The sequence below is a fragment of the bacterium genome (assembly GCA_035295165.1).
In the GTDB taxonomy this organism is placed as follows: domain Bacteria; phylum Sysuimicrobiota; class Sysuimicrobiia; order Sysuimicrobiales; family Segetimicrobiaceae; genus JAJPIA01.
Genome location: DATGJN010000006.1, coordinates 1 through 18,923, shown reverse-complemented (window position 1 = coordinate 18,923; position 18,923 = coordinate 1). Strand labels below are relative to the sequence as shown.

At 69.6% G+C, this 18,923-nt stretch carries 17 protein-coding genes; 15 read left to right on the top strand and 2 right to left on the bottom strand.

The annotated features are described in order from the left end of the window. The first annotated feature begins 8 nt into the window (after positions 1 to 8). The 3 genes from VKZ50_00930 (at position 9) to ilvD (ending at position 3,853) form a co-directional block, all read left to right on the top strand. The gene (locus VKZ50_00930) at positions 9 to 938 is read left to right on the top strand and encodes a dihydrodipicolinate synthase family protein (protein ID HLJ58278.1); all 930 of its coding nucleotides are present in this window, start codon (positions 9 to 11) and stop codon (positions 936 to 938) included. A gap of 65 nt (positions 939 to 1,003) precedes the next feature. Then, on the top strand, positions 1,004 to 2,062 hold the full coding sequence (locus tag VKZ50_00925) for a hypothetical protein (GenBank protein HLJ58277.1): 1,059 nt from the start codon (positions 1,004 to 1,006) through the stop codon (positions 2,060 to 2,062). A 108-nt stretch (positions 2,063 to 2,170) separates the two neighbouring features. Further along, positions 2,171 to 3,853 (top strand): dihydroxy-acid dehydratase, encoded by a 1,683-nt coding sequence (ilvD, locus tag VKZ50_00920; GenBank protein ID HLJ58276.1) that lies wholly within the window; start codon positions 2,171 to 2,173, stop codon positions 3,851 to 3,853. Between the two features lie 142 nt (positions 3,854 to 3,995). Here ilvD and VKZ50_00915 read toward each other — a convergent pair whose 3' ends face one another. After that, complete coding sequence (locus VKZ50_00915; protein HLJ58275.1) at positions 3,996 to 4,388, bottom strand: nuclear transport factor 2 family protein; 393 nt, start codon at positions 4,386 to 4,388, stop codon at positions 3,996 to 3,998. Between the two features lie 49 nt (positions 4,389 to 4,437). Between VKZ50_00915 and pyrB the strand changes: the two genes are divergently transcribed. The 9 genes from pyrB (at position 4,438) to pruA (ending at position 14,015) form a co-directional block, all read left to right on the top strand. Next, the gene (gene pyrB / locus VKZ50_00910; GenBank protein ID HLJ58274.1) at positions 4,438 to 5,520 is read left to right on the top strand and encodes an aspartate carbamoyltransferase; all 1,083 of its coding nucleotides are present in this window, start codon (positions 4,438 to 4,440) and stop codon (positions 5,518 to 5,520) included. Positions 5,521 to 5,572: 52 nt separating this feature from the next. Next, positions 5,573 to 6,331, top strand: a complete 759-nt coding sequence (locus tag VKZ50_00905) for a cytochrome c oxidase assembly protein (GenBank protein ID HLJ58273.1) — start codon at positions 5,573 to 5,575, stop codon at positions 6,329 to 6,331. After that, complete coding sequence (locus VKZ50_00900) at positions 6,324 to 7,085, top strand: ABC transporter ATP-binding protein (GenBank protein HLJ58272.1); 762 nt, start codon at positions 6,324 to 6,326, stop codon at positions 7,083 to 7,085. The genes VKZ50_00905 and VKZ50_00900 overlap by 8 nt, the downstream gene beginning before the upstream one ends. Before the next feature lie 45 nt (positions 7,086 to 7,130). Then, positions 7,131 to 7,856 carry an ATP-binding cassette domain-containing protein gene (locus VKZ50_00895; protein HLJ58271.1) on the top strand — a complete coding sequence of 242 codons (726 nt, stop codon included), beginning with the start codon at positions 7,131 to 7,133 and terminating at the stop codon, positions 7,854 to 7,856. Between the two features lie 23 nt (positions 7,857 to 7,879). Then, positions 7,880 to 9,124: an ABC transporter substrate-binding protein gene (locus VKZ50_00890; protein ID HLJ58270.1), complete on the top strand. Its 1,245-nt coding sequence runs from the start codon at positions 7,880 to 7,882 to the stop codon at positions 9,122 to 9,124. A 43-nt stretch (positions 9,125 to 9,167) separates the two neighbouring features. Beyond that, positions 9,168 to 10,058 carry a branched-chain amino acid ABC transporter permease gene (locus tag VKZ50_00885; GenBank protein ID HLJ58269.1) on the top strand — a complete coding sequence of 297 codons (891 nt, stop codon included), beginning with the start codon at positions 9,168 to 9,170 and terminating at the stop codon, positions 10,056 to 10,058. 5 nt (positions 10,059 to 10,063) lie between these two features. Beyond that, positions 10,064 to 11,017: a branched-chain amino acid ABC transporter permease gene (locus VKZ50_00880; GenBank protein ID HLJ58268.1), complete on the top strand. Its 954-nt coding sequence runs from the start codon at positions 10,064 to 10,066 to the stop codon at positions 11,015 to 11,017. Positions 11,018 to 11,153: 136 nt separating this feature from the next. Continuing rightward, positions 11,154 to 12,398 (top strand): pyridoxal phosphate-dependent aminotransferase, encoded by a 1,245-nt coding sequence (locus VKZ50_00875; GenBank protein HLJ58267.1) that lies wholly within the window; start codon positions 11,154 to 11,156, stop codon positions 12,396 to 12,398. A gap of 63 nt (positions 12,399 to 12,461) precedes the next feature. Further along, positions 12,462 to 14,015 (top strand): L-glutamate gamma-semialdehyde dehydrogenase, encoded by a 1,554-nt coding sequence (gene pruA / locus VKZ50_00870; protein HLJ58266.1) that lies wholly within the window; start codon positions 12,462 to 12,464, stop codon positions 14,013 to 14,015. Between the two features lie 49 nt (positions 14,016 to 14,064). On the opposite strand, the gene VKZ50_00865 is transcribed toward pruA, so the two are convergent. Continuing rightward, entirely contained in the window at positions 14,065 to 15,852 is a 1,788-nt protein-coding gene (locus tag VKZ50_00865; protein ID HLJ58265.1) for a CocE/NonD family hydrolase, read from the bottom strand. A 146-nt stretch (positions 15,853 to 15,998) separates the two neighbouring features. Between VKZ50_00865 and VKZ50_00860 the strand changes: the two genes are divergently transcribed. The 3 genes from VKZ50_00860 to VKZ50_00850 all read left to right on the top strand — a co-directional run bounded on the left by VKZ50_00860 (position 15,999) and on the right by VKZ50_00850 (position 18,791). Next, positions 15,999 to 17,027 (top strand): C-terminal binding protein, encoded by a 1,029-nt coding sequence (locus VKZ50_00860; GenBank protein ID HLJ58264.1) that lies wholly within the window; start codon positions 15,999 to 16,001, stop codon positions 17,025 to 17,027. A 104-nt stretch (positions 17,028 to 17,131) separates the two neighbouring features. Further along, complete coding sequence (locus VKZ50_00855) at positions 17,132 to 18,199, top strand: proline racemase family protein (GenBank protein ID HLJ58263.1); 1,068 nt, start codon at positions 17,132 to 17,134, stop codon at positions 18,197 to 18,199. Positions 18,200 to 18,407: 208 nt separating this feature from the next. After that, positions 18,408 to 18,791 carry a hypothetical protein gene (locus VKZ50_00850; protein HLJ58262.1) on the top strand — a complete coding sequence of 128 codons (384 nt, stop codon included), beginning with the start codon at positions 18,408 to 18,410 and terminating at the stop codon, positions 18,789 to 18,791. Positions 18,792 to 18,923 lie beyond the last annotated feature (132 nt).

Genomic DNA, 18,923 nt, shown 5'->3' with positions numbered 1-18,923 from the left:
GGCATGCAATGGGCGGTATCCGGTTTGTTGGCATCTATCCCGCGGTTCCGACCGCGTTCACCGCGCAGGGGGAGCTGGATCTCGGCGCGCAGGCGGAGATCGTGGACTGGCTGCTCTCCCGCCGGGTGCATGGGATCTTCGGGATCGGAAGCCAAGGCGAGTCGTTTGCCCTGTCGTTCGAGGAGCGGTCGAGGCTCACGCGCGCGTACGTCCACGCGGTGCGGGGCCGGGTACCGGTGATGATCGGGACCGGGGCCGTGACGACGGCCGAGACCGTCGCGCTGTCGCGCGACGCGCAAGCCAACGGCGCCGACGCGCTGTCCCTGGTCACCCCGTACTTCATCAAGCTGACCCAAGCAGAGATCGCCGCGCACTACCGGGCGGTGCTCCGCGCGGTGCGGATCCCGGTGCTCGCGTACACCAACCCCGCTCGCACCGGCAACAACGTGGCCCCGGAAACCGCGGCGGCCCTCGCCCGCGAGTTCGCCCACTTCGTCGGGATCAAGGATAGCACCGGGGACCTCAGCCAGGCGTTGACCTACGCCGCGGTGTGTCCGCCGGGGTTCGCCGTGTTTGTCGGCCGCGACACGCTGGTCTTCTCGGCGCTCGTGAACGCGCTCCCGGGCGCGGTTGCGGCCACGGCGAGCGCGGCCCCGGAACTGGCCGTCGGAATCTACGACGCGGTGCGCAGCGGCGATCTGGAAACGGGGCGCGCGCTCCAGGCCCGGCTGGCGGTGCTGCGGAACGCATTCGACCTCGGCAGCTTCCCGGTGGTCGTCAAGGAAGCGATGGAGATTCGCGGCCTGCCGGTGGGTCCGGCGAGACTGCCCGTCTCCCCCCTGTCGCCGCCCCAGCGCGAGACACTGCGCGCGCTTCTGGCCGAGGTGGGCGTGGGGACGGGTACGGCGGATCTCCCCGCGGCCGCCCGACCGGCATGAGTACCGCGCTCGGGTCATTATCAGGTCGCACCCGAGAGCTCCGCGCCGCGGGGCGGTCCGTCGCTGTGCCGGCACGGACCCGTGAGAACGGCGCCGGCGATCCCCGGGAGGCGCTGCTCGAGCTGTACAACCTGCAGGACGAGCCCCCACCTCCGGACCGAACCGCGTTTCCCGGGGTCGACCCGTGGCGGTGGCAGTACTTCGAAGGCGTCGCATGCCCGGCCTCGGTCGAGATCCCGATCGACGACCCCGCCGCCTGGCGACTGTTTCCTCGGTATCGGCACGTGCACGACAAGCTCTTCATCTGCGAGAGTCAGGGGATCGTGCACGCCCCGCACGGCGTTGCGCCCGCGCGGTTCCCCGTGTTCAGCAAGCCGATCATGAACCTGCACGGCATGGGCGCCGGCAGCGTCGTGATCCGCTCCGGCGCCGAACTCGACGCGCGCTTCACGCCCGGGCATCTGTGGATGACGCTGTTCAGGGGGCGACACATCAGCACGGACGTCGCGCTCGTGCGCGGGACGCCGCGGTGGTGGAGCCACACCGAGGGGAAGCGCCTGCCGGGCGGGACCTTCGACTATTGGTCCGTGCTCGCCCGCCGGCTCCCCAAGCTCGAAGCGTATTGCGGGCGGTGGATCCGGCGCCATCTGCGCGGGTTCACCGGGATCGTGAACTTCGAGTCGATCGGTGGGGCCATCATCGAATGCCACCTCCGGATGTCCGAGCAGTGGGTCGATCTCAACGGACCCGGGTGGCTCGAAAGCGTCGTGGACCTGTACGCACACCGGCGGTGGCGGTTCGACACCCGCCCCCGGCGCGGGTACAGCATCGTGTTGTTCGGTGCCCACGGCCGGCGCTACTGGATCTCCCCCGAGGTCGTCCGCGCGCTGCGGGCGGTCGCCGGCGTGTCGAGCATCCAGATCACCTTCGATCCGCGCAAGCCGCCCGAACAGCACGCGATGCCGCCGGGAGGATTCCGGCTGGCGATCGTGAACTGCTGGGACCTCGCGACCGGGCAGGCGGTGCGCGCGCGCCTGGCCCGCGAGTTTGTCGTCCTCGGGCAAGCCGGTCAGGGATCGACGAACGGGACGGTCCCGGCGTCGTCGTCCCGGCGCCCCCGCTAGCGTTCGCGGCAGGGCCCACCCCACGCGTCGGAGAAAGGGCGGGATGACCGCCCCGCGCGCCTGCCGATACTGTGTGTGCGGAAACTTCCGACAGGAGGCCCAGCGCAGATGGCCAGAACGACGACCGACATGAAGCGCCGCTCGTCGGCGGTGACGGAAGGACCCGAGCGCGCCCCGCACCGGGCGATGCTGCGGGCCACCGGCCTGAAGGACGACGATCTCGCGCGGCCGCAGTTTGGGGTGGCGTCCTCGTGGAACGAGGTGACGCCGTGCAACCTGCACCTGAATGTCGACGCGCGGCTGGTGAAGGAAGGCGTGCGGGCGGCCGGCGGGACGCCGATCGAGTTTGGGACGATCGCGGTGAGTGACGCGATCTCCATGGGGCACGAGGGGATGAAGGCGTCGCTCGTGAGCCGCGAGATCATCGCCGACTCCGTGGAGCTGATGGTGATCGCGGAGGCGTTCGACGGTCTTGTCGCGATCGCGGGGTGCGACAAGAGCCTGCCCGGGATGGTGCTCGCGCTAGCCCGCCTCAACGTGCCAGGCGTGTTCCTGTACGGCGGCACGATCATGCCCGGCCAGTTCGAGGGCCGTGACGTCACGATCGTGGACGTCTTCGAGGCGGTGGGCGCTCACGCCGAGGGGAAGATGACCGACGAGCAACTGTACCACCTGGAGTGCGTGGCGTGCCCGGGCGCCGGATCGTGCGGCGGGTTGTACACGGCAAACACGATGGCGTCGTGCATCGAAGCGCTCGGCATGTGTCTGCCGGGCAGCGCCTCGGTGCCGGCGCTCGACCCGCGCCGCGCCGAGGTATGCCGGCAGGTCGGTCACGCTGCGGTGCGGCTGCTGCGCGACGGCATCCGTCCGCGCGACATCCTCACGCGCCGGGCGTTTGAGAACGCGATCACGACGCTGGTCGCGATGGGGGGCTCGACGAACGGGGTGCTGCACCTGCTGGCGATTGCTCGAGAGGCGGGGGTGGAGCTCGCGCTGGCGGACTTCGATCGGATCAGCCGCAAGACCCCCCGCATCGCGGACATGCACCCCGGCGGCCGATACCTGATGGTGGACCTCGACCGGATCGGCGGCGTCCCGGTCGTGCTGCACGAACTGCTCGAGGGCGGGTACCTGCACGGCGACGTGCTGACCGTCACCGGCAAGACGATGGCCGAAAACCTGCGCGACGTGCGGCGCCCGGCGAATCAGCAGATCGTGCACCCGATCGGCAGCCCGATGGAACCGAGCGGTACGCTCGCCGTGTTGTCCGGGACGCTCGCGCCGGAGGGTGCCGTCATCAAGACGGCCGGCGTCAAGCGTCAGGTCCTCCGCGGTCCGGCGCGCGTGTTCGAGCGGGAGGAAGACGCGATGGACGCGGTGGTCCACCACCGCCTGTCGCGCGGCGACGTCGTGATCATCCGGAACGAAGGCCCGAAAGGGGGCCCCGGCATGCGCGAGATGCTCTCCGTCACCGGCGCGTTGTACGGCGCAGGGTTCGGTGAGGACGTGGCGCTCGTCACCGACGGTCGCTTCTCCGGCGGTTCGCACGGGTTGGTGATCGGGCACGTGGCGCCCGAGGCCGCGCACGGAGGTCCGATCGCGATCGTGCGGGACGGCGATATCGTCAGCATCGATGTGCCGAACCGGCGGCTCGATCTGGACGTGCCGCCTGACGACGTCAAGGCGCGCCTGCGCGCGTGGACGGCCCCTGAACCGCGCTACCGCACCGGCGCGCTGGCCAAGTACGCGAAGCTCGTGTCGTCGTCTGCTCAGGGGGCGGTTTGCGGGTAGCCGCGGCGACCGCGCGGGGACGTTCGACGCCGTGTCGCGCCGCCCGCAAGTGGGCCGGCGGCGACGGCAGGCTCGCGGAGTGACGGGCGCACCCGCGCGGGGAGGTCCCCGTCGGGCCGATCGGCTCGCGCGATCGCCGGCGCTACCGCGCGACGCGGCGCTTGCGGTAGGAGTCCTTGCGGTGGATCTTCCCGTCCCGGAACTCGAACAAGTCGCACCCTCGGGCTTCGATGCGGCTGCCGTCCGGTCGAGTGGCGATCATCGTCCACTCCGACACCCCCCGGTCGCCGCACGCCGTGTGCCGCGCGTTGGTGTAGCGGACGTCGGACAGCATCTCGAAGATCTCCTCGATCGCCTCCCGCACGGCCGCCTGCCCCTCGTACCGGCGGCCCCACGGATCCGGGCCGCCCGAGGTCTCGAAGATGCAGTCGTGGGTCATCATGCCCATGATCGCTTCGATATCGTGCCGGCTCCAGGCGATCAAATGGGCGATCAGGAGATCCTGGTACGCGGGGGTCCCTGCAGGCGGGACCATACGTCACGCCTCCTTCGTGTCCGGTTATCGCGGGAGCAATTCTCCTTCGATGGGGCGCGCCCCTGGGTCCCGGCGGGAGGGCCGGCGGGACCCCGGCGCGAACAGTCGTCATGGTATGGCGGCGCCAGCCACGCTCCACCTCTGGGCCGGATGGCCCCACGTCCTGCGCGCTCAGCAGTTCGATCCTCAGGCGTTGGACCGCGTGTTTCGGGAAGCTCGACTCGCCGAGGAGATCATCGACGCGGGGGGCAGCAACCTCCTCAAGGGCAAGATCGTCCTGACCCTGTTCTACGAGCCCAGCACGCGCACGCGGCTGTCGTTCGAGTTTGCCACCTACCACCTCGGGGGGCGCGTGCTCTCGTCGGAGGCGGCACGGGAGTTTTCATCGGCCGCGAAGGGTGAATCGATCGAAGACACGATCCGCGTCGTCTGCCGGTACCGCCCCGCCGCGATCGTGATCCGCCACTATCAGGAAGGCGCCGCGGAGCGTGCGGCCTCGGTCGCCCTCGACGGGCGGACGCGGCGGCCGATCCCCGTGTTCAACGCCGGCGACGGGCCGGGCCAGCACCCGACGCAGGCGCTGCTGGACGCCTACACGATCTGGCGCCATCGCGGGACGCTGGACGGGGTCACGGTCGCGGTCGCGGGAGACTTGATGAACGGCCGGACCGCGCGGTCGTTGTGCTACCTGCTGGCGAAGTACCGGGGCGTCGCGGTGCGCATGGTCGCGCCGCCCGCGGTGCAGATGAAGGACGATCTGCTCGCCTACCTGCGCCGCCACAAGGTGCCCGTGATGCAGACCGACGATCTCGCGGACGGCATCCGCGGCGCGGACGTACTGTACGTGACGCGCATCCAAAAGGAGCGGTTCGGAGACGATCAACGCACGTACGAGCGTGTGCGCGACGCGTTTGTCGTGACGCCGGAGATCCTCGGCGAGCTTCCCGCGAACGCGATCGTGATGCACCCGCTCCCCCGGGTCGAAGGGGTTCACTCCGAGCTGCCGACGTCCGTGGACGCGGACCCCCGCGTGATCATCTTCGATCAAACCGAGGCGGGCATGTACATCCGCATGGCGCTGCTGAAGCTGACCTGCGCGGTGGATCGGGGTAGAAACTGGATCGGCCGGTAGGCCAGGCGCGTCCATCGTCACACTCCGCTGGACCGATTGGAACGCCGACCCGATGGTGCTGGGCGCGCTCGTGGCTGGCGCGCTCGCGTATGTGTGGATCGCGGCGCGATTTCCGCCGCGGCGCCGTCAGATCTGGTACTTCTCGGTCGGGTACCTTGCCCTCACCCTGGCGCTCGTGTCTCCGCTCGACCGCGGTGCCGCGTACCTGTTCACGCTCCACATGCTGCAGCACATGCTGCTGCTGCTCGTCGCGCCGCCGTTGCTCGCCCTCGCGGTGCCCCCGACGTTGCTCGGGTGGGTGTTTCAGCGGCCCGCCCTGCGGCGGGTGCTGCGCGCCCTGTGGGCGCCCGTGCCGGCGTTCGTGGTGTACAACGGCGTGCTGCTCGCGTGGCACCTGCCGGCGGCGTACGATGCGGCGCTTCGCTCCCCCTGGATCCACGCGATGGAGCACGCGACGTTCGTCACGGCGGGCCTCATCTTCTGGGGCGTCATCGTGTCTCCCGCCCCGGCGCTCGTCCGGGCGTCGTACGGGCTTCGCCTCGCGCTGCTCTTGGGTGCGGACGTGGTCAACTTCGTGCTCGGATTCGCGCTCGCGTTCGCCGGCCGCCCGTTCTATACGCCGTATACCGATGTCGGGCGCCTGTGGGGCCTGTCGCCGCTTGACGACCTGAAGCTCGGCGGCGCCCTGATGTGGGTGATGGGGCAGATGATGTACGCGGTGCCCATGCTGATCCTCATTAACGTCATCTTGTGGCGCGACAAGGGGCGGGGGACCGTGGATGTGGAGCGGCGAACACTCCAGCGTGACTGAGCCGCTGCTGGTCGTGGACCGCCTGCGCAAGACGTTCGGCGGCGTCGCCGCGGTGTGGGACGTCTCGACCACCGTGACGCGCGGCGAGATCCGGGGGTTGATCGGACCCAACGGCTCCGGCAAGACGACCCTGCTCAACCTCATCGGCGGGCAGGTGGCGCCGGACGGAGGCGAGATCGTGCTCGGGGGCCGGTCCATCGCCGGGTGGCCGCCCGACCGGGTCGCCGCGCTCGGGCTCGCCCGGACGTTTCAACTCCCGCGGGTCTGCCGCCACATGACGGTGCTTGAGAACGTACTCCTGCCCGCGTGCGCGGACCACGGCCGGGCCTCGTGGTCCGCGGCGCGGGACCGCGCCGGCGCACTGCTCCGCGTGGTGCGGCTCGAGACGCTGGCGCACATGGAGGCACGGGTGCTGTCCGGCGGCCAGGCGATGCTGCTCCAACTCGCCCGCTGCCTCGCCGCCGAGCCGTTGGTGTGCTGCCTGCTGGACGAGCCGTTTGCCGGCGTCCACCCCGCGATCAAGGAGCGGATGATCGACACGATCCTCGAGGTCAACCGGACCCAGGGGGTCGCGTTTCTCATCGTCAGCCACGAGATGGCGGTGCTCGGACGGCTGGCCCGCCGGGTCTCCGTGATGCACAACGGATCGTGGATCGCCGACGGCGCGCTGGCCGAGGTGGCGCGCGATCCCCGCGTCGTGGAAGCGTACCTGGGCCGGACCGGGGTCGAGCTTGCCGCGGTCCCTCGCGCGTAGCCGCGTGCGTGCGACCCCGTTCCTCTGGGTGGGGGTGGCCGCGTGATGCTGTGGGTCGATCAGGTCGTCGCCGGATACCACGAGGGCATCGACATTCTCGACGGTCTTACGCTGCGCGCGGGGGCGGGACGCATCACGGCGGTGATCGGCCCAAACGGCGCGGGCAAATCGACGTTGCTCCGCGTCGTGTTCGGTCTGCTGCAGCCGCGGAGCGGCCGCGTGCTCGTCGGGGCGCGCGAGATCCAGCGGCTGCAACCGGACGAGCGCAAGCGGCTGGGCATCGGCTACGTGCCGCAGGGCACGAGCACGTTTCCACAGATGACGGTGGACGAGACGCTGCGCGTCGGCGGATGGACGATTCGGCACGATCGCACCCGCCTCCGCGAGGGGATCGCGCGGGTCTACGACCTGTTCCCCGCCCTCGCGGGACTCCGCCGGGCCCGCGCCGCCGTGCTCAGCGGCGGCCAGCTTCGCATGCTGTCGATCGCGAAGGAGCTGGTCGCCATGCCGTCGCTGCTGCTCGTGGACGAACCGACCGTGGGGCTGGCGCCGCGCATCGCCGAGGACGTTTACGGGCTGCTGCACCGAAGCCGGGCGCTCGGGATCACGATGCTGCTCGTGGACCAGAACATCACCGAGGCCGTAGCCTTGGCGGACGACGTGTACTTGGTCACGATGGGGCGGGTACAGCGCGCAGGGCCGCGGGAGGCGTTCGCGGCGGACCTTCGCGGGATCGTCCAGGAGGCGTTGATCGGATCCGAGCTCGCATGACACGCGATTGGAGGTGAACGAGGATGCAGCGAGGTATCGTCGCCGCGGTGATCGCGATCGTGCTCGCCGGCGGGGCCGGCGCCGGGATCGGCTGGGGTGCGACGTCGGGTCCGCTCGTGCTCGGCGTGCTCACGCCGCTGTCGCCGCCCGGCGATCCGGCGGCCGGACAGCTGATCGTTCAGGGGGCACAGCTCGGCGAACAGTACATCAATACGGTGATGGGCGGGGTGTTCGGGCCGAAGACGTCCTGTGCGCTTCCCGCGACGCCGGTGACGGTCGCCGTCGAGGACGACAGCGGGACGCCCGAGAAGTCCGTCGCCGGCTTCCGGCGTCTGGTGACGGAGGAGCACGCGGTCGGCGTGTTTGGCGCCTTCCACAGCTCCGCGATGCTCGCCACCGCGCCGCTCGCGGACGAGACGGGCGTGCCGTACATCTCCACCCAGGCGTCCGCGGCGGACATTACCGGCAAGCACTTCCAGGCCGTCTTCCGTACGCACCCCGTCGATCCGGATCGTGCCGCCGCCTGGATCGGGTTCATTCAGGCGCAGGGCTGGCATAAGGTCGCGATGCTGGCGGAGAACACGGACTACGGGATCGGCCTCGCCGAGGCCACAAAGACCTTGATCGCCCAGAAGAAACTCAACATCACGCTCGACGCCGTGATCTTCGACCGCACCTCGGCCGACCTGACGCCGCAGCTGTTGAAGTTCAAGGCGGAGAAGCCGGACATCGTGCTCAACGTCGGCGTCGGGACGCCGGCGTATCTGATCATCAAGCAGGCGCACGACATCGGGCTGTTCCCGCAGACGCCGATGCTGGCCTCCTACGACTTCCCGGTGCGCCCGGAGGAGTACTGGAAGAACCTCGGCCCGACGGGGACGTCGCTCGCCTTCATCTCGTACTTCCATCCCCGGATGGCGCTGAGCCCGCTCGGCACGTGGGCGGCCGTCGAGTACGCAAAGCGCTTCCACTCCACCGCGGTGTACAGCAACCTGAACTCGTTCGGCGACGCGGTGATCCTCGCCGAGGCGATGAACCAGGCCTGCAGCCGCGACCCCCGGCGCATCATCGCGCAACTCGAGCGGGGGCGATTCGACACGTGGATCGGCAACGGGGCGACGTTTCCCCGCGCAGCCGGCGTGTACTGGCACCAGTGGTCGCCGCCGCTCGTGATCCTCCAGTACACGAAACAGGACGAAACCTACGATCAGGCGCCGATCCTCTATCCGCCGGCGTTGAAGACGGGCACGTTCGAGGCGGCCCGCTAAGCTGCGAAGGAGGGACCGGGACCCGCCCCCACGGACGCGCGCGATGGATGCGACCCTGCTCGCCCAATACGTGCTCGCCGGCTTGGTCATCGGCGCGATCTACTGCCTGATGGCGGTCGGGATCACGTTCATCTACAGCGTCATGAAGATGATCAACTGGGCGATGGGCGAGTTCTACATGATCGGCGGGTACGCGCAGTATCTCTTGCTCGCCGATTGGCTCGGGCCGGCACGCTGGTACCTCGCGCTGCCGCTCGCGATCCTTGGCGTTGGCGTGCTCGGCATGATCGTTGAATGGGCGCTCCTCCAGCCGATGTTTGCGGGCCGGCTCGAGCGGTTGGACGAGTACGCGACGATCATGACGATCAGCCTGACGGTGCTGTTCCGGAATCTGGCCGTGGTGGTGTTCGGGCCGTACCAGTTCTCCCCGCGCGACTATGCGCCCCCGGTCCAACTCGGCCCGCTGCCGATCAACGGGAGCCGGTTCGTCGCGTTCCTCGGGGCGGTGGTGCTCCTGGCGCTGTTCGACTGGGTGGTGCGGCGGACGTGGTTCGGCCTGGCGCTCCGGAGCGTGGCGCAGAATCGGATCGGGGCGCTGTGTGCGGGCATCAGCCTGCCGCGGATCGACATGCTCGCGTTCGGGATCGGCGTGGCGTTGGCGGGAGCGGCGGGGGCGCTGCTCGCGCCGGTGTTTCTCGTCTATCCGCAGAGCGGCGCGCTCAGCACGGTGAAGGGGTTTGAGATCATCGTGATCGGCGGCCTCGGCTCGCTGCCGGGCAGCGTCGTCGGCGGCCTGTTGCTCGGACTGGTGGAGAGCCTGGGCTCGGTGCTGATCGCTCCGTCGTTTCGGGACGTGTACGGATTCGGGCTGTTGCTGCTGATTCTGGCGTTCCGTCCGACGGGCCTGTGGGGCGAGCGCGCCAGGGAGGCGTAGCGCCGGTGGACGACCCGGCCGGCCGCGGGGGTCCGGCCGCGCTCGCCGGCGGGCTGCTCGTGGCGGCGTTGTTGCCGCTCGCGTTCGGCAGCTACCAGATTCACGTGCTCACCGTCGCGTGCTACTACGTGATCCTGGCGTCCAGCTGGAACCTCATCGCCGGCTACACCGGGCTGTTCTCGCTGGCACATCACACGTTTGCCGCGATCGGCGCGTATGCGTCGGCGTTGCTCGTGATCCGGACGGGCGCGCCGATCCCCGTCGGCGTCGCCTGCGGAGGCGCGCTCGCGTGCGCGGCGGGCTACGGTCTCGGTACGGTCACGCTGCGCATGCGCATGCTCTATCTGGCGCTCGCGACCTGGGCGTTCGCGGAGTCGGCGCGAATCGTCGTCTCGATGGAGTACGGCGTCACCCGGGGGGATCTCGGCCTGGCGGTGCCCAGGCTGCTCGCGACCTCATCGCCGGTGCCCTACTACGAGGCGTTCCTGGCGTGCGCCGCAGCGACGGTGGCGGCGCTCGCGCTGTTGCTTCGCTCGCGGATCGGGTACCGGCTGCGGGCGATCCGAGACGACGAGGGCGTCGCCCGCGCCGCCGGCGTCAACACCGTGCGGTGGAAGCGCTTCGCCTTTGGCGTGAGCAGCGGCATCGCCGGGCTCGCCGGCGCGCTCTACGGCCACTACATCGGGTTGCTGAGTCCCGTCGCGATGCAGTTCGACGAGATGGCGCTGATCATCATCATGGTGATTCTCGGAGGCCAACGCACGCTGGCCGGGCCGGTGCTGGGGGCCGTCGTCGTGGAAGTTGCCTCCGAGGCGCTCCGTGCCTACGGCCAGCTGCGCATGGTGGTCTTTGCGCTCTTGGTCGTGGCGGTGATGCGGCTCTATCCGCCTGGGCTCGTGGGGCTCGGCCGCCTGCTGTGGGCCCGGGCGACCACCGCTCGCCCGGCGTCCAGTGGCTGACCCTCGTGTCGGCGCGCCGTCCACCGCGCGGGACGTTCGACGGGGAGCGGTCCCGTCAGCGGCGAATACCCCAACAACCGGGCGGCGCCGCGTCACGGACGGGCCGCCCAACGAGACGATCCCGGAGGGACTGGTGATGCACCTGTCTAAGGCCGCACGTGAGATCACCCCGTCGATGACGATTGGGATGGACGACCGCGCGCGCCAGCTCAGACGGAAGGGGGTCGACGTCCTCAGCTTCGCCGCGGGCGAGCCGGATTTTGACACCCCGGAGCCGGTCAAAGAGGCCGCGATCACGGCGATCCGCGAGGGCTTCACGAAGTACACCGGCCCCGCGGGCATTCCGGAGCTGCGCGAGGCCGTCGCAACGCGCCTGCGAGAGGACTACGGTGCCGCGTACGACCCCGAGGAGGTCGTCATCACCGCGGGAGGCAAGCCGGCGCTCTACTTCGCGCTGCGTACGCTCTGCGACCCGGGAGACGAGGTCTTGGTCCCGGTGCCCGCGTGGGTCTCGTACACGGAGCAGGTGCGGCTTGCGGGCGCGGTGCCGATCGCGGTGCCCACGAACGCGGGCGACGACTGGCAGCCGCGGCCCGAGCAGATCGCGCGGATGATCGGGCCGCGCACCCGGGCGATCATCGTCGACTCGCCCCACAACCCGACCGGTGCCGTGTACACGCGCGAGACGCTGGACGGCCTGGTCGCGCTGGCCAAGCAGCACGACGGGTTCTACCTGCTGAGCGACGAGATTTACGAGAGCATGGTCTACGACGGAGCCCGTCACACCTGCGTGCCCGGGACGTGGCCCGAGGCGCGCGACAAGATCGTGCTCCTCAACTCGATGTCGAAAACGTATGCGATGACCGGGTGGCGCATCGGGTACGCGGCGGCGCCCAAGCCGATCGCGTCGGCGATCACGGACATCCAGGCGCACCTGGCGGGGAACCCGAACTCCATCGCGCAGAAGGCCGCGCTCCACGCCCTGACCGCTCGGATCGATCTCTCCGCGATGGTCGCAGAATACGACCGCCGCCGGAAGTACATCGTCGCGCGGCTCAACGAGATTCCCGGTGTCGAGTGTGGGACCCCGAAAGGTGCGTTTTACGCGTTTCCGGACTTCCGCGGCGTGCTCGGGCGGGGGGGCCGCCCCGCCACGTCGCTCGCGCTCGCGGAGCATCTTCTCGATCAGGCGCACGTGGCCGTCGTGCCGGGGGAGGCGTTCGAAGCGCCGGGCTACCTCCGGTTGTCCTATGCGACGTCGATGGCGCGGATCGAGGAGGGGCTGAACCGGATCGCGCAGGCGCTCGCCGCCCCGTTCGGGACGGCGCCCCGCTCGGCTGCGGCGTCCGCCCGCGCCGTCCGGCGGGACGGTTCTCGCTGAGGAGCACGCCCCGACCCATGCCGCGCCCCGCGTGATCGGGGCGCACGAAGGAGTGATGAGCTCATGATGTTGCCGGAGCAGTTTCGCAACGAGCCGTTCCGTGACTTCTCGACCGACGCGGCGCGGCGGGAGATGCTGGAGGCGGTCCGATCGGTCGGCGCCGAGCTCGGGCGCGAGTTTCCGCTGTGGATCGACGGCAAGCCCGTGCGCAGTGCAAAGACGTTTCAGTCGATGAACCCGTCGCAGTCCGAGCAGGCGGTGGCGGTGCTCCACCAGGCCGGCGCCGAGGATGTGGAGGCCGCGGTGCAGGCGGCGGCCCGCGCCTACGAGTCGTGGCGGTGGGTGCCGGCCGAGGAGAAGTCGGCGCTGCTCATGCGCGCGGCGCATATTCTTCGACGCCGCCGCATGCGCGCGGCGGCGTGGATGTGCTACGAGGTCGGCAAGAACTGGGCCGAGGCCGACGGGGACGTCGCGGAGGCGATCGACTTCGTCGAGTACAACGCGCGCGAGATCCTGCGGTACGCCCAGGGCCGGCCGCTGCCGCCGATCGAAGGCGAGATGAGCGAGTACACGTACATCCCGATCGGGGTCGTCGCGGTGATCTCGCCGTGGAATTTCCCGCTGGCGATTCCCACCGGGATGGCCGTCGGCGCGATCGTGTCCGGCAACACCGTGGTGATGAAGCCCGCGAGCGATTCGGCCGCGGTCGCCTACCAGATCCTAGACGCCCTGACCGAGGCCGGGCTGCCGCCGGGGGTGCTGAACCTGATCCCGGGCCCGGGCGGGGTGGTGGGCGAAGGGCTCGCGACCCACCCCAAGGTGCGCATGATCGCGTTCACGGGGTCCCGGGAGGTCGGCACCCACCTGTTCGAGCTCGCGGCCAAAACGCCGCCGAGCCAGATCTGGCTCAAGCGCATCATCGCTGAGATGGGCGGCAAGAACGCGATCATCGTCGACGACGAGGCGGATCTCGACGAGGCGATCGCGGGCGTGGTGGCCTCGGGGTACGGCTATCAGGGACAGAAGTGTTCCGCCGGCTCCCGCGTGGTCGTGACGCCGAAGGCGTACAAGCCGCTCACGGAGATGCTGGTCGAGCGGGTGCGGCGCCTCGAGGTGGGGCCGGGACCGGAGAACTTCCCGGCGGGCCCCGTCATCAACGCGCCGGCCGCGCAAAAGATCCTCGAATACGTCGAGGTCGGCAAGCGCGAAGGGCGTCTCGCCGTCGGCGGGGGGCGCGCACGGGAGGGCGGTCACTACCTGGCGCCGACCGTGTTCCTCGACATCGCCCCGGACGCGCGGATCGCGCAGGAGGAGATCTTCGGCCCCGTGGTCGCCGCGATCCCGGCGAAGACCTTCGACGACGCGCTCAGGATCGCCAACGGGACGGCGTTCGGACTCACCGGTTCCGTGTACTCGCGCAATCCGGAGAAGCTTGCCAAGGCGCGGCGCGAGTTCCTGTGCGGCAACCTGTATCTGAACCGGAAGTGCACCGGGGCGATGGTGGGGACGCACCCGTTCGGCGGGTTCAACATGTCCGGGACGGACAGCAAAGCGGGCGGACCGGACTACCTGCTGAACTTCCTCCAGCCCAAGGTGGTGGCCTACAAGTACCGGTAGACACAGGGGCGGGCCCGCCGCGTTCGCGGCCGGGCCCGCCGCCGGAATCCTACAGCGGGATCACGGGCAACACGACGTGGGACGGACGCTCCGCGTCGTGGAAGATCGTCTGAACGGCGGTCTGCGCCACGAACTCCCGACCCAGCGGGCCGCCCGTGTTCGGGTTGACATCGAACCGGGGAAAGTTCGACGACGAGATGTGCACGCGGATCTGGTGTCCCCGTTGGAACACCAGGCTCGTGGGATACAGCGTGATCGTGAACTCGTAGACCTTGCCCGGCTCCATCAACTCCGGCGTTTCCCACGAGTGGCGGTACCGCGCGCGGATGATCGAGTCGCCGATGTTCAGCTCGTACCCGTCCGGGTAGTCGGCGTTCGGCGGGTACACGTCGATCAGCTTCGCCGTGAAATCGGTGTCGGGCGCGGTGGACGCGGCCCAGAGTTTGACGACGACCGTGCCCGTGACCTCGACGTCCCGATCCAGCACCGGCGTCGAGAACACCAGCACGTCCTGCCGCGCGGAGAGGGGGAGGGAGTCCTTCGCCCCGAACACGTGCGGGCCGCCTCGCTGGTCGAACCCGCCTCCGGGCATGAGGTCGTAGCCGACCGAAATGTTGCCGCCGATCGTGGGCACCGGATCCTTCGGGTCGAAGACGTAGCGCGACGGCGCGGCGCCGGCCGGCGGCGGCGTTGGCGACACCCCCCCGCCGGGCTGCAGGTAGAACGGCGTGTACTCGGTGCGCGCGAGCGGCCACTCCCGCTCGAACCGCCAGCTCCCCCCGACGTCGAGCTTGTTGGTTCCCGCGATCTTGCGCCCCGAACCGCCGCCCATGACGAAGATCTGGACCGGCGGGCTGTCCAGCACGCCGTGATGCTGCCCTTTCAGCACCGCGTCGAACCACCGCAGGCGAAAGTAGTTGTAGCCGAGCGGGGCGTCCGGCCCGAACTCGGCGTCGCCGGAGTACGAGAGGTCGATGTTGCCGCCGCCGTGGATCCACGGGCCCATCACGAGGCGTACGGGCCCCTTCTTGCGGCGGCCGAGCTCGACGTAGTTCGTGACGGTCGACCGCGCGTACGAATCGTACCAACTGCCCAGCAGATAGATCGGCACGTCCGCGTGCCGATCGTACAGGTCGTCGATCGAGTACGCCGGCCGGCTGCGCCAGTAGTCGTCGTACTCGCCGTGCTGCCAGATATCCATCAGCCACCGCTCGTAGGACGGAACATGGCGAAGGGGGCTCAGGCCGGGCTTCAGCGGGTGCCGCCCGAGCCACGACCGGATGTCCGCCCACGCCTGCCGCATCGCCGCGCGCTTCACGGGGTCGGCGGCGACCTCGTTCGACGTCGTCGCCATCATGAACGCGTAGATGAAGAAGCGGACCTCAAGCGCGCCGCCCTGCCGCATCGAGGCGGTGTGGTAGTTGTGGAACCCGTGGCTGACGAACTGCGCGGCGAGCCCGGGCGGGTTCATGGCGGCGAGGCCGGTTTGCGTGCAGGACGAATAGGACAGACCGATCGTCGCGACCCGCCCGTCGCACCACGGCTGCGCGCGCACCCATGCGACGGCCTCGACCCCGTCGGGGCCCTCGTTGCCGAACGGGTACCACTCGCCCTCCGACGCGAAGCGCCCCCGCACGTCCTGGATGACGACCGCGTAGCCGTGGCTGGCGAAGAACTTCGCGGCCATGACCCCGGCGGGGCCGAGCTTGTCGTACGGCGTGCGTTCGAGCAGCACGGGCCACGGGCCGCCGCTGGACGGACGATAGACATCAGAGGCGAGTTTCGTCCCGTCGTGGAGCCGCATCATCATGTTGCGCTCGCTGGTCACGTCGTACATCAGCACGGTAGATGCACCCCCGATTCGCGTCGACAATGACTTAGGTGGCAGCGCCGACGGGTCCTCGTGCGCGACCGGACAAAGGGGAGTGCGCCTCCGAAGAGTAGTTAACAGACCAGGACCATGTCGACCACCAGGAGGCGGGCGTGCCACGGGTCAAGGTCGTGACGACGGTGCGGGCGGCGCTCGGGGCGGGTGTCGAGGACGCGCTCGGCGCGCTCGGGGCGGAGTTGGTGGAAATCCCAGGCCCTGACGACGAGGCGTTCCTGGGCGTCGCGCGCGACGCCGACGCGCTGATCGGCGGGGGGCGGCCCATCACCAGGAGCATCATCGCCGGGCTCGGGAAGTGTCGGGTGATCGCGCTCGGCAGCGTCGGCGTCGACTCCGTCGACGTCGCGGCCGCCACGTCGCGCGGGATCCCGGTGACCAACGTCCCCGACACGTTCATCGAAGAAGTCGCAGACCACGCCATGATGCTGATCCTGGCCACGTTCCGCAGGGTGGTCGTCATGGACCGGTTCGTGCGAGAAGGGCGATGGCGAGAGGGGCGACCGCTCTTGTCCCAGTTTCCAAGGTTGATGGGCCAGACGCTCGGGTTCATCGGCTTTGGGCACGTCGCGCGGGCCGTCGCGATCCGGGCCAAGGGGTTCGGAGTGCACATGCTAGCCCATGATCCCTACGTGGAGGAGTTGGTCATGACCCAGCAGGGCGTGGAGCCGGTGGGATTGTCCGAGCTCCTGCAGCGCTCCGACATCGTTTCCATGCACGCTCCGGCGACGGCGGATGCCCACCGTCTGTTGACCGATGAGCATTTCCGGTCGATGAAGCGGACGGCGCTGTTCATCAACACGGGCCGCGGCCAGACCGTGGCCGAGGGGGCGCTCATCAGGGCGCTCGACGAGGGGTGGATCGCGGCCGCGGGGCTGGACGTGCTGGAGCAGGAGCCTCCGGCCGCCGGGAACCCGTTGCTGCGCATGGACAACGTTATCCTCACGCCACACGTGGCGTCGGCGTCGGCGCGAATGGACCCGGCCCGCTGGCGCCGGGTGGGGCAGGAGATCGCCCTCGTCTTAAGCGGTCGGTGGCCGATGAGCTGCGTGAACCCGTCGGTGCTGGCGCAGACCGGCCTCGCCCGGTGGCAGCCCCACTCGATGGAGCGGGGGCCGGGGGCCTGAGTTGCAGGAGTGAGTTCGCGCAGGAGACCCTGCCGCACCATGCGAGGGCAGCCCCGCCCCCGGACGGGCGTGGCAGCGAGACGTCGTCATCCCGGGGGTGGACGGTGCGGTTTTCGTCGATGATCCATGCGGTGGATCTGCACGCGTGCGGAGAACCCGGCCGCGTCATCGTGGGCGGTGTGCTCGACGTGCCCGGCCGCACCATGTTCGAGAAGAAAGTCTACCTGGAGACCCATGCGGACCACCTTCGAAAGCGCATGCTGCGCGAACCCCGAGGGTATCCGGCCGCCAACTGCAACCTGATCTTACCGGCGACGCAGCCCGGGGCCGACGCCGGCTTTGTCATCATGGAGCAAACCGAGTATCCGCCGATGTCCGGGAGCAATACAATCTGCGTCGTGACGGCCCTGCTCGAGACCGGCATGGTGCCGGCGGTCGAGCCGGTGACGAACCTGACGCTCGACACCCCCGCGGGGTTGATCGCGGTTCAGGCGGCCGTCGCCCAGGGCAAGGTGACCCAGGTCACGTTTCAAAACGTGCCCGCGTTTGCGGTCCATCTCGACACCAAGGTGGAGGTGCGCGGACTCGGCACGGTGACGGTCGATGTGGCGTACGGCGGCATGTTCTATGTCATCGCCGACGCGTCCCAAGTGGGGCTGCGCCTGACGGCGGACGAAGGCCGAGACATCATCCGGATCGGCGAAATGGTCAAGGCGGCGACCAAAGAGCAGCTTCCCGTGGTGCACCCCGAGAACCCCAAGATCGCCGGGGTCACGATCGCGGAGTTGACCGCGCCGCCGACGCGCCGCGGGGCCACGGCGAAGAACACCGTCATCGTCTCCACCGGGACGCTCGACTGGTCTCGCCAGGCATCCTGGACGGGAACCTTAGACCGATCCCCGTGCGGGACCGGGACGTGCGCCAGGATGGCCGCGCTCCACGCCAAGGGGACGCTGCCCCTCCACGAGGATTTCGTGCACGAAGGGATCCTGGGGACCACGTTCACGGGCCGTCTCATCGCGGAGACCACGGTCGGGCCGTACGCCGCCGTGATCCCGCGCCTGTCCGGCCGGGCGTGGATCACGGGATTTGCCCAGTACGTCGTCGACGCAGACGATCCGTTTCCCAACGGATTTACTGTCGGCGACTTGTGGGGGCTGGGCGAGAACTGACCGCCGCGGAGGCGTCCCGGCCCGGTGCGCTCGACGCCGGCGGTCGTCCGGGGAGGCCCGGACCGGCGCCGCGGCGACGCCGGGCAGGGATTCGGATGAACGGCCTGGCCCGGTTCTTCTGACGGAAGGGGGGGTCGGGGTCAGCGCGTAAGTCTCCGGGTACGATGAGCGGGCGTCGGGGGTTGTGGAAACGGCACGAGGTGTGGCGATGAGCGTGACCCTTTCCGTTCAGGCGGATGCGCTCTCCGCCGAGGCTTTGCAGGACCTCACTCGCGATCTCTGCAGAACATTGAACAGAGAGACCGACGTGCGGGCCACGCTGGCCGAAGCCCCGACCGGCCCGGGTGCCCGGGCCGCCGGGATCGAGCAGACCAACATTCTCATCCAGGTCCTCGCGCACGGCGGCGGTGTGGTCGTGGGGGAAACGGTGCTCATGCTGCTTCGGCCGTACTTCGAACGCCTCCCTTCGCTCTTGATCAGGGCGCAGGGCGGTGGCGGGAAGGCCGCCACCCTCAGCCTCGAGAGTCTCCACCCGGAGCGTCTGCAGCAGACGGTCGGGCAAATCCAAGACGTCCTGGGGGGCGAGGCATGAGACACCCTGTGTCAAGCCCCCAGTCATCAAGCCGGTTTGGGCGCGGGGATGGTGAGGCCTTGTGCGGTCGTATGGTGGCTGAGTTGGTAGGGGGTCGAGGATTGCCAACAGCGCCAGAGGACGCGGAGCCAC